Origin of the sequence: Thermoflexus hugenholtzii (assembly GCF_018771565.1) — a bacterium.
In the GTDB taxonomy this organism is placed as follows: domain Bacteria; phylum Chloroflexota; class Anaerolineae; order Thermoflexales; family Thermoflexaceae; genus Thermoflexus; species Thermoflexus hugenholtzii_A.
The window spans coordinates 351,325-364,474 of the sequence record NZ_CP076326.1; the positions used below are offsets into that span (position 1 = coordinate 351,325).

The 13,150-nt window shown below is 69.5% G+C and carries 13 protein-coding genes; 6 read left to right on the forward strand and 7 right to left on the reverse strand.

Annotation, left to right across the window (positions count from 1 at the left end; translation table 11 throughout):
* The first annotated feature begins 5 nt into the window (after nucleotides 1-5).
* The 5 genes from KNN16_RS01730 to KNN16_RS01750 all read left to right on the forward strand — a co-directional run bounded on the left by KNN16_RS01730 (nucleotide 6) and on the right by KNN16_RS01750 (nucleotide 3,341).
* The gene (locus KNN16_RS01730) at nucleotides 6-359 is read left to right on the forward strand and encodes a MerR family transcriptional regulator (protein WP_299285923.1); all 354 of its coding nucleotides are present in this window, start codon (nucleotides 6-8) and stop codon (nucleotides 357-359) included.
* A gap of 101 nt (nucleotides 360-460) precedes the next feature.
* On the forward strand, nucleotides 461-913 hold the full coding sequence (locus tag KNN16_RS01735; RefSeq protein ID WP_366972571.1) for a secondary thiamine-phosphate synthase enzyme YjbQ: 453 nt from the start codon (nucleotides 461-463) through the stop codon (nucleotides 911-913).
* Between the two features lie 44 nt (nucleotides 914-957).
* Complete coding sequence (locus KNN16_RS01740; protein ID WP_299285963.1) at nucleotides 958-1,845, forward strand: LLM class F420-dependent oxidoreductase; 888 nt, start codon at nucleotides 958-960, stop codon at nucleotides 1,843-1,845.
* Between the two features lie 28 nt (nucleotides 1,846-1,873).
* On the forward strand, nucleotides 1,874-2,500 hold the full coding sequence (locus KNN16_RS01745; RefSeq protein WP_303898336.1) for a GNAT family N-acetyltransferase: 627 nt from the start codon (nucleotides 1,874-1,876) through the stop codon (nucleotides 2,498-2,500).
* Between the two features lie 16 nt (nucleotides 2,501-2,516).
* Complete coding sequence (locus KNN16_RS01750) at nucleotides 2,517-3,341, forward strand: hypothetical protein (RefSeq protein WP_303898337.1); 825 nt, start codon at nucleotides 2,517-2,519, stop codon at nucleotides 3,339-3,341.
* Between the two features lie 52 nt (nucleotides 3,342-3,393).
* Here the strand turns inward: KNN16_RS01750 and KNN16_RS01755 are convergent, their stop codons facing one another.
* Nucleotides 3,394-4,785, reverse strand: a complete 1,392-nt coding sequence (locus KNN16_RS01755) for an aspartate kinase (RefSeq protein WP_303898339.1) — start codon at nucleotides 4,783-4,785, stop codon at nucleotides 3,394-3,396.
* 713 nt (nucleotides 4,786-5,498) lie between these two features.
* On the opposite strand from KNN16_RS01755, the gene KNN16_RS01760 reads away from it, so the two are divergent.
* Nucleotides 5,499-6,047: a hypothetical protein gene (locus KNN16_RS01760; protein WP_303898341.1), complete on the forward strand. Its 549-nt coding sequence runs from the start codon at nucleotides 5,499-5,501 to the stop codon at nucleotides 6,045-6,047.
* Nucleotides 6,048-6,254: 207 nt separating this feature from the next.
* On the opposite strand, the gene rsmB is transcribed toward KNN16_RS01760, so the two are convergent.
* From rsmB to KNN16_RS01790, 6 genes are all read right to left on the reverse strand, one after another.
* The gene (rsmB, locus tag KNN16_RS01765) at nucleotides 6,255-7,640 is read right to left on the reverse strand and encodes a 16S rRNA (cytosine(967)-C(5))-methyltransferase RsmB (protein WP_303898343.1); all 1,386 of its coding nucleotides are present in this window, start codon (nucleotides 7,638-7,640) and stop codon (nucleotides 6,255-6,257) included.
* Between the two features lie 22 nt (nucleotides 7,641-7,662).
* The gene (mvk, locus tag KNN16_RS01770) at nucleotides 7,663-8,601 is read right to left on the reverse strand and encodes a mevalonate kinase (RefSeq protein ID WP_303898346.1); all 939 of its coding nucleotides are present in this window, start codon (nucleotides 8,599-8,601) and stop codon (nucleotides 7,663-7,665) included.
* Nucleotides 8,602-9,259: 658 nt separating this feature from the next.
* Nucleotides 9,260-9,919, reverse strand: coding sequence for a class I SAM-dependent methyltransferase (locus tag KNN16_RS01775; protein ID WP_303898347.1), 660 nt, complete (start codon nucleotides 9,917-9,919; stop codon nucleotides 9,260-9,262).
* Nucleotides 9,920-9,937: 18 nt separating this feature from the next.
* Entirely contained in the window at nucleotides 9,938-10,840 is a 903-nt protein-coding gene (locus KNN16_RS01780) for a pseudouridine-5'-phosphate glycosidase (protein ID WP_303898349.1), read from the reverse strand.
* A complete protein-coding gene (gene xseA, locus KNN16_RS01785) occupies nucleotides 10,837-12,072 on the reverse strand; it encodes an exodeoxyribonuclease VII large subunit (protein ID WP_303898351.1) in 1,236 nt (411 codons plus the stop codon). The genes KNN16_RS01780 and xseA overlap by 4 nt, the downstream gene beginning before the upstream one ends.
* A 22-nt stretch (nucleotides 12,073-12,094) precedes the next feature.
* The gene (locus KNN16_RS01790; protein ID WP_303898353.1) at nucleotides 12,095-13,126 is read right to left on the reverse strand and encodes an SIS domain-containing protein; all 1,032 of its coding nucleotides are present in this window, start codon (nucleotides 13,124-13,126) and stop codon (nucleotides 12,095-12,097) included.
* Between the last annotated feature and the right edge of the window lie 24 nt (nucleotides 13,127-13,150).

The following is a 13,150-nucleotide window of genomic DNA, read 5'->3' on the forward strand; positions in this document are numbered from 1 at the left end:
CGACCATGGAGATCCGGGCCTACGCGGTGGAGGTGGTCGACGAGGATGAGCCGCGCTACCGGATCGGGGCGGTGGCGGCGATGGTGCAGCTGCATCCCCAGACCATCCGGTATTACGAGTCCATCGGGCTGATCACTCCGCGTCGGCCCCGCGGTCGGACCCGCATGTATTCCGAGCGGGATGTGGCCCGGCTGCGCCGCATCGTGGAGCTGACCCGTCTGGGGGTGAACCTGGCCGGGGTGGAGATCATCCTGCGCCTGCAGGAGCAGATCGAGGCCCTGCAGGCGGAGGTGGAGCGTCTCCGCGCCATGCTCGCCGCCTCCGTTCCTGGGGATCCGGAAGAGCATGCGGGACCCTGAAACCTGTCCGCTGGCATCCTGAACCGTGAGGAGGGAGCGCCGTGCGCATCCTTAGCGACAACCGGCCGGTGGAGCTGGACGCGCCGCTTTCGGAGAACCTGGTGAAGGAGGAGACGCGTCGCTACGAGAACGGGCCGTATCGATCCCTGACCCGTTATCTCTGGTTCCAGACGCGGGAGCGGCGGGCCATCCTCCGCCTGACCGACGTCGTCCGCCGGGCCGTGCGGGAAAGTGGGGTTCGGGAGGGCTTCGCCCTGGTCAGCGCCATGCACATCACCGCCGCGGTGTATGTCAACGATCACGAAGAGGGCATCATGCAGGACATGATGGAACTCCTGGACCGCCTGGCTCCCTTCCGGCCCGACTACCGGCATCACCGCACCGGCGAGGACAACGCCGACGCCCATCTCAAGAGCCTGCTCCTGCATCATGAGGTGATCGTCCCCATCACCGATGGAGACCTGGACCTGGGGCCCTGGCAGGAGATCTTCTACGCGGAGTTCGACGGCCAGCGCCGCAAACGGGTCCTGGTGAAGGTGGTGGGGGTGGCTTAGCCCGATGAAACAGATGGATGCCCTGCGCCATTCAGGAGAGGGACATGCATATCGGCATCTGTCTACCGAACTACGGCCGGTCCGCCACACCTCAGGCGATTCAGGAGGTCGCTCGGGCCGCCGAGGACCTGGGCTTCGATTCGATCTGGACTACGGACCACATTCTGGTCCCGGAGGCCCATTATGAGCCCTACGGCCGCATCTTCGAGACCTGGACGACCCTGGCCTACCTCGCCGGGCAGACCCAGCGCGTCCGGCTGGGGACCTCCATCCTGCTGCTGGGGCTGCGGAATCCGGTGCTGGTAGCCAAGCAGGCGGCCACGCTGGATCAGCTCTCCGGCGGCCGACTGATCCTGGGCATCGGGGCGGGCTGGCTGGCCCGGGAGTTCGAGAACCTGGGCGTCTCCTTCCGACGCCGCATCCGCTTCCTGGAGGAGGGCATCGCGCTGATGCGGGCCCTGTGGGCCAGCCCGCGCCCCCGCTTCCACGGCCGCTTCTTCCACATTGAAGACGCCGTCTTCGAGCCGCTGCCCCTCCAGCCCGGCGGGCCGCCCATCTGGATCGGCGGCAACACCGAGGCCGCGGTGCGACGGGCCGCCCGGCTGGGGGACGCATGGCACCCCGTGGGCCTGGACCCGGAGACCCTGCGGGAGCGGATCGCCCGGCTGCGGGAATGGGCCGGCGGGCGCCCCATCCCGGTGATCTGCCGCATGTATGTGGCCCTGGATTCCACTCTTCCGCCCATCTACACCTCCCCCACCGGGGAGCGGCGGATGCGGCTCACCGGATCCCCCGAGCAGATCCTGGAAGGGTTGCAGGCCCTCCGGGCGGCCGGAGCCGAGGGGGTGATCCTCACCTTCGAGGCCCCCACCGCCGAAGCCCAGATCGAACAAATGGGGCGCATCGCAGCCCTCCGCCCGCACCTGGGCTGAGACGCTGCGGAGGCCATGGAGGTCAAAAATGTGGGGAACCGAACTGGGGGGAGGGCTCCGGCTGCGTCTGCTGGAGCGCCACCACGCGGAAACTCTGTTCGCCCTGACCGATCGCAACCGGGACCATCTGCGGCCCTGGCTGCCCTGGGTGGACGGAGTGCGGTCGGCTGCGGACAGCCTGGCTTTCATCGAGGACGCCCTGGGACAGTTCGCCCGGGGAACCGGGTATGAGCTGGGGATCTGGGAGGGGGAGGAGCTGGTCGGCGTGGTGGGCGTGCATCGCATCCGTTCCCCCACCGATTTCACGGCGGACACCTCCATCGGCTACTGGCTGGACGCCGGCCATCAGGGCCGGGGGATCATGACCCGGGCGGTGGCGGCGGTGCTGGACGATCTGTTCCTCACCCGCCGGTTGCACCGCGTAGAGATCCGGGTGGCCCCGGAGAACCATCGTAGCCGCGCGATTCCGGAGCGCCTGGGCTTCCGGATGGAGGGCCGACTTCGCGAGGTCGCCCGCTATGGGGGAGGATGGGGGGATCTCCTGATCTACGCGATCCTGGATCGCGAGTGGCAGGCCGTCCGCGAACAGGTGAGCGCACCGTTCTTCCGAAGGGGGGAGGGAAGGCCGGACGCTTCCCCCGAATTCCTCATATGACGAGGCAGGGGCGAGCATGGAAACGCGAGCGCCGTCGTGGCTTCCGATCCCCATCACCGTGAGCCTGGTGGTCCTGGGATGGGTGATCGCCCGGATGACCCCTCCCGAGGGGCCGGAGATCGCGGTGCGGATCCTGGGCTCTCCGCTGGGGTTGCGGTGGACCCCGGCCCTGGGGATCGGGTTGTTCAGCGCCGCCCTGGCGGCGGCCGGGACGGAGTCCTTCCTGAGGTCCCATCCCCGCTTTCAGGAGGAGAGCCCGGGGCGCCAGCTCAGCCGCTTGATCACGCCGGCGGGGGTGGCGCTGGGCGGGATGCTCTTCACCCTGGGGTTCCCGGTCAGCCCAATCTGGTGGGTCGGGCTGGGGCTCGGGGGAATGGCCCTCGCGGCCGCCATGCTCGGGGAACGCTACCGGCTGGAAACCCATGGGATCCCCGCCCTGGCGACCCCCCTGCTGGTCCAGGCCCTGGGCTATCTGATCGCCCTGGCGGCCATCGTGGGGGTCTTCCAGAGTGGATGGCGGACCCTCTCCCATATGATCCTGGGAGGGCTCATCGCCGCCGGCCTCGCGGCCACCCGTCTGGTGGAGGCCGAAGTCCCGGAGCGCCGGCGGTGGCTCTATGTTGCCCTGATCGGGTGGAGCATGGCGGCGGTGGCCGCGGCCTTTCGTTACTGGACGCTCTCCCCGGTCACCCTGGGGCTCTGGTGGCTGATCATGCTCTACGAGCTGGTCGAGATGAGCCTCTGGCATCTGCAAGGACGGACCCTCTCGCCGCGGGTGGCCGTGGAGTTCGGCAGCCTGGGCCTTCTGGTGGCCCTGCTGGCCCGCTGGCTGGCCGGATGACCGTTCCGGGCCGCGGCCGGCGGGAGGCCCTCCGGGCGAGGCGTGGCCTCGCTTACGTATAGAACGCGGCATGGATGCGGCGGACGGCCTCCTCCGCGTCGCTCTCCGCGACCACCAGGGAGAGATTGTATTCCGAAGAACCCTGGGCGATGGAGAGGACGTTGATGCGGCCGTTCCCCAGGGCGTTGAAGACCCGCGCGGCGATCCCCGGCGTCGCCCGCAGGCCGGCGCCCACCACAGCGATGATGGCCACCCGATCCATCGCCCAAATGTCCTCGATGTCCCGCCGGGCCATCTCCCGCTCGAAGGCTGCCCGCAGCGCCCTCACCACCCGGGCGGCGGCCGGGGAGGGGATCACGAAGCAGATGTTCTGCTCCGAGGAAGATTGAGAGATCATCAGGATGCTGACCCCCAGCTCGGCCACGGCCGCGAAGGCCCGGGCGGCCACCCCCGGCACGCCCAGCATCCCTCGCCCTTCCACCGTGATCAGGCTCATGTTCTTGATCAAAGTGACCGCCTTCACCTGGCCGTTGCCCCGGGGCTCCGGGACGATCCAGGTGCCGGGGTGTTGGGGATGGAAGGTGTTCAGGATCCGCACCGGGATGCGACGGTCGATGCAGGGGAGAAGGGTGCGCGGGTGGAGGACCTTTGCGCCGAAATAGGCCATCTCGGCCGCTTCGATGTAGGAAAGCTCCGGGATGGTGCGGGCCTCAGGGACGATCTTGGGGTCCGCGCTCATCACCCCATTCACATCCGTCCAGATCCACACGGATTCCGCATCCAGGGCATAGCCCAGGATGGTGGCGGAGAAGTCGGAGCCGCCGCGGCCCAGGGTGGTGGGGCGGCCCTCCCGGGTGGCGCCGATGAAGCCGGTCACCACCGGGACGACCCCGGCCTCCACCAGGGGGAGGAGAGCCGCCCGCGCACGGGTTCGCGTCTCTTCCAGGTCGGGGGAGGCTTCCCCGAAATGATCGTCGGTGATCAGGAAGGCATCCGCGTCCACCGCGCGGGCGGGGATGCCCTGGGCCCGCAGGACCGCCGCCAGCATGCGGGCGCTCCAGCGCTCCCCCATCCCCGCCAGCAAATCGGCGATAGAGGGGGAAAGCTCCCGGAGGGCCGCCACCGCCTGCGCCAGCTGCTCCGCCCGGGCGAACCCCTGTTCCAGCTCCTCGCGGAGGGCCCGGGCTTCCTCCTCCGGCAACCCCAGCTCATCCACAGCCTCCCGATGGCGCTCCCGGAGGTCCGCCAGGGTCTGCCTCCACTCCGGGTTCCCTTCCCGAGCCTGCTGGCTCATCCGGATGAGGGCGTCGGTCACCCCGGCCATGGCGGAGACCACCACGACCAGCTGGGGGTGAGCGGCCCGCTGGTGCGCGATCAGGTCGGCCACGTGGCGCAGGCGCGCCGCATCGCCCACCGAAGTCCCGCCGAACTTCATCACCCGCATGGTCGCCTCCTCGGTGAAGGGTAGGGCGCCGCTTCCGTTGCGCCCCGGGAAAAAGCAACCCCCCGGCCTGCCTTCGGGCCGGGGGGTTGGGATGTGCGTCGGAGTTGAGGTCAGCCGTTCATCCTGCGAAAGCCCGGACATTCCCCCGGCCGCCCGGAAGACCGGTGGTCATCATCCCGGTCACGGTCATCGCCATCGAGGGGATGCCCGTCCGCTTCGACATCGCGTCGCTCCTCCCGCGATCCTGCGGGGTTGTCTTTTATTGTATGCGCCTCGCTCGATCTGTCAACCCGGACGGGAACGAGAGCCCGGCGTGGCTCCCTCCCGTATCCGCCATGCGGTTGCGCGCAGAACCCGCCGTTCTACAGTGAGCGCAGGATCAGGGGTTCCAATCCGGAACGGCTCGGATGCGGAGAGACCCTCTCGTTCGCCGGTGGGCTCCACAGGCTCATCGACCGCGATGCCCCTGGCGGTGGCTTGCGCACGGGTGGCTTCGATGTCCCTCGCGATGCGTTTTCGGAGCTCATCTTGGACGTCAAGACGGGTTGTGACTTTGAGGGAGAGCCTTCTCCCTGCGAGAAAAACCCGCCTTTGCTTCACCTGCTGGGCGCGGATGCGATTCCCGGCGAACCGGTGGGCGCTCCGCTCGCCATCCGTCCCGGTGGGATGTGCGTATCAGAGGATGGAGGAACCCGGTGAGGGGAGGGGGCGCGATGCGTCGGTGGATGCGGTGGGTTCAATCGTTAGCGATGGAGGAGGTGGGAACGGCCTGGCCGGCGGAGATCGTTCCCTATCGGGCGGGGATCCGGGGCGGGCTGGCGGGGGGCGGCGTGATGGTGGGGATCGCTCTGGCTTACGGGCTGCTCTCCGGCCGTGGGATCTGGTTCCCGGTCAACCTGATCGGCGCGGTTCTCATCCGGGAGCTGCAGGGGGCACCGCCGGAGGTCCTGGCCCGCTTTCATCTCCCGGCGCTCCTGGCCGGGCTGCTCATCCACGGGCTGCTCTCCGCGTTGCTGGGAGCGCTCTATGGGCTCATCCTGCCCACGCTGCCCGGATCCCCTCTGGCCTGGGCGGTGATCGTCGGGCCTCTCCTCTGGCTGGCGGCTACCTTCGCGATCCTTCCCATCTTCAACCCGGTCATGGCCCGCTACGTGGACTGGCCTTCCTTTGCTTTGGCCCATATCGCTTACGGCTTGACCATGGGGCTTATCGTGGCGCGCGCCGCCCGACGCCCGGGAGCATCGCACGGATCTGCGCCATAAGCGCAGGTCGGTTTCTCCCGCTTCTCCCCCAAATGCATGCGGCCCGGTCTCGGTCTGGGGTCCGAGCCGGGCCGCAGCAGGAAAGGAGGGGCCAGGGCAAGCGAACGCCAGTGGAGTGGGCGGCGATGGCGCTGCTTGCGCCTTCATCATCCTCGATCTTCCTTTCCCAAAGTAGTGACAAATGTCACAATTTTTCTATGAGGGGGATCATCCGAATCCGGCCGGTGGGGTGGGGAGTTTCTCGAGGATGGCCCCGAAAGCCCCGTCCATGTGATGGACATGGGGGAGGACCCGGTAGAAGCCCTCGGCGTCCACGAAGGGGCTGGGGACCTTCCCCTGGGCGGAGAGGAGGCGGAACTCCGGATGATCCCGCAGGAAGGCGCGGATTTGTTCTTCGTTCTCCTCCGGCTCCAGGGAGCAGGTGCTGTAGACGATGCGCCCGCCGGGGCGGAGCATCCGGGCGGCCGACTCCAGCAGGGCCCGCTGCACCGCCACCAGGCCGATGAGGTCCGACTCCTGTTTGTGCCATCGCGCGTCGCTGCGCCGGGCCAGCACGCCGGTCCCCAGACACGGGGCGTCGATCAGGATGCGGTCCGCCCATTCCGGGAGGAAGGGCCTCCGCCCGTCCGCCTGGACCACCCGGATGATGGTGAACCCCATCCGGAGGGCGTGCTCCCGCAGCCGCCGCAGACGGCCGAAGTGGGCGTCCGCCGCGATCAGCCAGCCGTGATCCCCCATGCCTTCCGCGATGGCCGTGGTTTTCCCCCCAGGGGCCGCGCAGAGGTCCAGGACCCGCAGGCCGGGCCGCAGGTCCATCAGGTAGGGCACCATGGCCGCCGACTCATCCTGGGCGATGACCTTGCCCTCCTGATAAGGCGGCCACGTCGTGAGATCGAGCCCTCCTTCCACCAGAACGATGTAGGGGTGATAGGCTCCCGGCCGGGCCCGGAGGCCCCGCGCCTCCAGGTCGGCGAGGATCTCCTCGCGGGTGGCCCGCAGGCGGTTGACCCGCAGGCTCAACGGCCGCGGGGTGTTGTGGAAGCGACAGAGGGCGCGCGCGCCCTCCACCCCGTAGCGGGCGATCCACCGGCGCACCAGCCATTCCGGATACGAGTAGCGCACCGTTAGGTGAGCCACCGGATCCTCCGCCAGGGAAGGGAAGGGAGCGGGAGGCCGTCCCTGCTCCAGCCGCGCGGAGATGCGACGCAGCACGGCGTTCACCAGGGCGGCGGCCCCTTCCCCGGCCAGGGCCCGGGTCACCTCCACCGTCTCGTGGACCGCCGCCCAGCGCGGGATGCGATCCAGGAACATCAGCTGATACAGGCCCATCCGCAGGGCGTTCCGCGTCCAGGGGTCCAGCCGCTCCAGGCCGCCTCGCACATAGCGGGCCAGCACCCAGTCGAGGGTCTTCCGCCAGATCGTCACGCCGTCCACCAGGGTGGTGAGGAGATCCTGATCCCGGGGGGAGAGCGCCACCTCCCGGCGGAGCGCCTGGAGCACGTAATCGGCGTAGGCGGCCCGCGTCTCGATGCGATGGAGGGCCCGCAGGGCGTGATACCGAGCCGGCGATGGGATGGGCGTTTTCGAGGGCACCCCTCGACCTCCGGGATCCGGGTTAATCCGCCCGCACTTCGGTCGCAAAGGCCCCTCGCGCGCCGGCGGCGCGGAGGGCGCGGGCGACAACCTCCACATCTTCCGGACGCACCAGGGCGATCACGTTCCCACCTCGTCCCCCGCCGGTGAGCTTTGCCCCCAGCGCCCCTGCCATCCGGGCGGCTTCGACCAGATGATCCAGAAGGGGCGAGGAGACGCCCAGCTCCTGCAGGATCCGATGGTTGGCGTCCAGGAGAGGCCCCAGGGTTTCGATGGCCCCGGCCTGCAGGCATGCCTCCGCCTCCTGAACCAAACCCGCGATGGCGTCGAACAGGGCCTCGTAGCGGGCCGGTTCCCGCTCCCAGCCCGCGCGGACCGCGGCCACGGTCTCCCGGGTGGGGCTGGGGACCCCGGAATCGGCGATCACCAGGGTGAACGGGCGGGCGATCCGCAGGAGCACGGGAGGCCGGCCTCGAACGAAGCGGATGGGGCGCTCATAGGCGATCACCGTGTTGTCGATCCCGCTGGGGGTGCCGTGGTGCAGCTTCTCGATCTCGTAGACCAGGGCGGACACGATCTCCGGCTCCGGCGTCCGGTCGGCCCAGCGGAAAAGGGCCCGCACCAGCGCGGCGGAGGCCGCCGCGCTGCTGCCGAGCCCTCCGGCGATGGGGAGCTCGGAGCGCAGAACAAGCCGGAGGTCCGGCTCCGGGAGTCCGAGATGCTCCAGAGCCAGACGAACCGTCCGGGCCAGGGGGTGATCCGGCGCCTCGGAGAGCCGGAGCCTTTCCCCGGTGTCCGGCGCTTCGATCCAGCAGCCGGTCCCAGGTGGAAGGGGCTCCGCCCGCGCCCGGGCCCGTCGCCCGCACACCGGCGCTGCGAGGGCCGGGCGGCCGTAGACCACCGCATGCTCCCCCAGCAGGATCACTTTGCCGCAGGCGGAAGCCTCTACGGGAAGATGCATCTCCGCTGTTTTCCTCCGACGGGATTCAAGGACGCAAAGGGTCACGGCCACACGCATTGGTCTTTGTAGGAGGGGCTTTGGCCCCGAACCCCTGCCTTCAAGATCCCAAGGACCACGGCTGAAGCCGCCCCCCACAATCCTGAGCCTTCCGTCTTCGGTGGCGCAAGGGTCGCGGATGAAGCCGCTCCTACCAAATGCCGATCTTTCTGTAGAAGGGGCTTCAGCCCGGAACTTTCTGCCTTCGATGGCGCAAAGGGTTGCGGATGAAGCCGCTCCTACCAAATGCCGATCTTTCTGTAGAAGGGGCTTCAGCCCGGAACTTTCTGCCTTCGATGGCGCAAAGGGTTGCGGATGAAGCCGCTTCCCCCAATCCCAGGCCTTCCGTCTTCAGTGGCGCAAGGGTCGCGGCTGAAGCCGCTCCTACCAAATGCCGATCTTTCTGTAGGAGGGGCTTCAGCCCCGAACTTTCGGCCTTCGATGGCGCAAAAGGTCGCGGATGAAGCCGCTTCCCCCAATCCCAGGCCTTCCGTCTTCGGTGGCGCAAAAGGTCGCGGCGAAAGCCGCTCCTACAGAATGGATCCCCCATTCGTGGATTCGTGCGGCTATTCGTGGACGGCCCTCCCGCTCTCGCCACGACTGGTCGCGGCGAAAGCCGCTCCTACAATGATGGATGCGGTTGCGCCAGGATTCCGGTGAAGCCGGCCTCCGGGTAAAAGCCCGGACGGCCTTCCTCCTCCCGGATCTCCGAAGCCCCGGGGTCCTGGAAGAGAGTGGAGCGGTAGGCCACGACCCGGAAGCCCGCTTGCGCCAGCCAGCCCTCCAGCTCGGCTCGGGGGTAAAAGCGCGCGATGGAATAAAAGGGATGGCCCTGGCGGCCTTTCTCCCGATAGTGTGCGGCCCACGGGCTCTCCGCCAGGATCATCCCCAGCACCAGCCCTCCGTCCGGGCGCAGCACCCGACGGGCCTCCCGTAGCACCCATAAAGGGTCGTCCACGAAACACAGGGTGACCACCAGGAGGATCCCCCCGAAGGCTTCATTCCGGAACGGAAGCCGTTCTCCCACTGCCTGGGCCACCTGGATCCCTCGGGCGGCGGCCAGCCGAAGCGGTTCCCACGCCGGGTCGATCCCGAAGCCGATGCCGAGGGCCTGGGCGAAGCGTCCCGATCCAACGCCGACCTCCAGGTAAGGCGGCGGGCACTGGGCCAGCAATGGCGCCAGCGCCCGGACTTCGGACCGAAAGGCTCCCCGCCCCACCGGTCCTTCATACCAGGCATCGTAGCGAGCCGCGTAGCGTTCGAACACCGAAGCGCGCGCCAACGCGAAGCCCTCCGTTCGCTATGCCTCCAGAGCCCGGGCGATGCGGGCGGCGATGCGGGCGTTCTCGATCAGCAACGCCCGGTTCAGGGCCACGCTCTCCCCGCCCGTCCGTTCGGCCACCCGGGCCAGCAGGAAAGGCGTGAGGGCCCATCCCTGCACGCCCGCCCGCTCCGCCTCGGCCATCGCCTCCTCCAGGATGGCCTCCAGGCGCTCCATCGGGAGGGCGAAGTCCGCCGGGGGCGGGACCGTCACCAGGATCCCCTTGCCCCCCAGGGTCCAGTGGACCCGGGCGATGGCGGCGGCTTCCTCCGCCGTATCCACCCGGGCGTCCACCGGCAGCCCGCTGGAGGCGCTGTAGAAAGCGGGCATGGTTTCGATCCCCCACCCCAGGACCGGGATCCCATGCGTTTCCAGCCACTCCCGCGTCGCCCGCAGATCCAGGATGGCCTTGGGGCCGGCGCAGACCACCAGCACCGGCTCGGTGGCCAGGGTGGGCAGGTCATTGGAGACATCGAAGGGGGCGCCCCGGTGCACCCCGCCGATCCCACCCGTGGCCACCACGCGGATCCCCGCGCGGGCGGCGGCCCAGACGGTGGCGGCCACGGTGGTCGCCCCTTTCTCCTTTCGGGCCAGGGCCACCGGGATATCCCGTCGGCTGACCTTGCGGAGGTTCTCTCCCCTGGCGAATTCGGCCAGCTCGGCGGGCGTCAGCCCGATCACGACCCGGCCTTCCAGCAGCCCGATGGTGGCCGGGACGGCGCCCTCGGCCCGGACGGCGTCTTCCATCTCGTGGGCCACCTGGAGGTTGATGGGACAGGGAAGGCCGAAGGACACCACCACCGTCTCCAGGGCCACCAGGGGCTGGCCGCCCGCTCGGGCGGCTTCCACGTGGGGTCCGAGACGGAAATACTCGGTGTTCATGAGGGGGCTTCTCCTTCCACCCGAACGGTCACGTGGCCATCTGCCCAGTGGAGGATCAGGCGCTCGCCGGCCCGAACCTGGTCGGCGCGGGTGACCAGGCGGCCGTTCTCCCGGCGCACCAGGGCGTAGCCCCGGGCCAGGACCGCCAGGGGGTTGAGGGCGTTCAGCCGGGCCTGAGGATCGGCCAGGCGGGCGCCTGCCCGGAGCAGCTGCTGATGGATGGCGCTCCGCAGCCGGGCCTGCAACAGGTGGAGGCGTTCCGCTCGGGCCTGGAGCGCCCGTTCCGGGGCGTGAACCCGCAGCCGCGCCTCCAGGGCCTGCAGGGCCTGGGTCATCGCCTGCAGCCGGCTCTCCATCGCCTGGCGCAGGCGATCCCGCCAGGCGGCGAGGGTCGAGGCCACCGCCTCTCGATCGGGCGTGGCGATCTCGGCGGCGGCGGAGGGGGTGGGCGCGTGCACGTCCGCCGCGGCGTCGGTGAGGGTGAGGTCGATGGCATGGCCCACGCCGGAGATCACCGGGTGGATGGAGGCCGCCACCGCGCGCACCACCCGCTCGTCGTTGAAGGCCCACAGCTCCTCGTGGGAACCCCCTCCCCGGGCGATGATGATGAGGTCCAGATCCGGGAGGGCCTGCAGGGCCTCCAGCGCGGCGACGATGGCCGCCGGGGCCTCCTCTCCCTGGACCACGGTGGGGGAGAGGATGAGCTCCGCGAGGGGCCAGCGCCGGCGGAGGACGTTGATGATGTCCCGCAGGGCGGCCCCCGCCGGGGAGGTCACCACGCCGATGCGTTGTGGGTAAGGCGGGAGGGGACGTTTGCGGGCAGGCTCGAACAGCCCTTCCGCCTCCAGACGCCGTTTCAGGGCCTCCAGGGCCAGGAACCGCTGTCCCAGCCCGAGGGGGAGCCAGCGGTCCACATACAGGCGGCAATCGCCGCGGTCTTCATAGTAGCCGATGCGCCCCCGCACCAGAACCGCCTGTCCGTTGGCCGGGAGTTGCGCCATGCGGGCCGCGTGGGTCTTCCACACCACGCAGGTGATCTGCGCCCGTCCTTCTTTCAGGGAGAAAAAGATGTGGCCGGGGGCCGTCGGGCGCAGATCCCCCACTTCCCCCTCCACCCACAGGTCCCCCCATGCGAACCGGCTCTCCACGGCCTCTTTCAGATGGGCGGCCAGCTGGGAGACCGTGAGCACCGTGATGGGGGCGAGCTCGAATTCCTCCCAATTCTCGTTCATGGCGATCCCCCCGGTCCAGAGGCTACCGGGTTTCGGTGACCTTCTGCAACCCCCGCGGTCGATCCGGGTCCAGCCCTCGGAGCCGGGCGAGGGAGACGGCGAACCACTGGCCGGGGATCACCGCCACCGCCGGGGAGAGCCACTCCGGGACGGGAGGCAACGGGATGCCGACGTCCGCATGGCGGAGCCGCTCGGGATCCTCGCTGCAGAGGGTGAGATGGGCCGCCCGTTCCCGCAACAGACGGGCCAGGTCCTGCATCTCCGCGTGGAAGGTGGGCCCTGGCGCGATCAAGAAGACCGGGAAGCCCGGCTCCACGAGGGCGATGGGCCCGTGGAGGAAGTCTGCCGAGGAATACGGCTCCGCCACAATGTAGGTGAGCTCCTTGAGCTTGAGGGCGATCTCGAAGGCGGTGGCGTAGTTGAAGCCCCGGCCGATCACCACGCCGTGGGAGGCCCGCCACCAGGAGGCGGCGGCTTCGCGGGCGGGCCCCTCGCTCTCCAGGGCCCGGGCCATGGCCTCAGGCAGCCGGCGCAGCTCCTCCTGCATCGTTCGATCCCCCGTCCAGGCGGCGGCCAGCATGGCCAGGGCGACGAGCTGGGCCGTGTAGGTTTTGGTGGCGGCCACCGCCCGCTCTGCCCCTGCGCGCAGGGGCAGCACCGCGTGGGCCTCGGCCGCCAGCGGGGAACCTGGGTCGTTGGTGATGGCGAGGGTGAGGCCGCCCTGGCGGCGGGCCTCCCGGATCACCTCTACGATGTCCGGGGAGCGGCCGGATTGGGAGATGCCGATCACCCACGCGTGGTCCAGCCGGGGCGGACGCCGGTAAAAGGTGAACAGGGAGGGGGTGGCCAGGGCTGCGGGCAGCCCGGCGAACGCTCCGAGCAGATACTGGCCGTAGCGGGCGGCGTTATCGGAGCTGCCCCGGGCGGCCAGCATCACGAGGGCCGGTTGAAAGCGCCGCGCCTCCGCCGCGATCCGCTCCGCCTCCGGCCATCCTTCCCGGAGCAGGCGGTCGGCCACTTCCGGTTGCTGGCGGATCTCCTCTTCCACCCACATTCGCTGGCGAACCTCCTGGGGAAT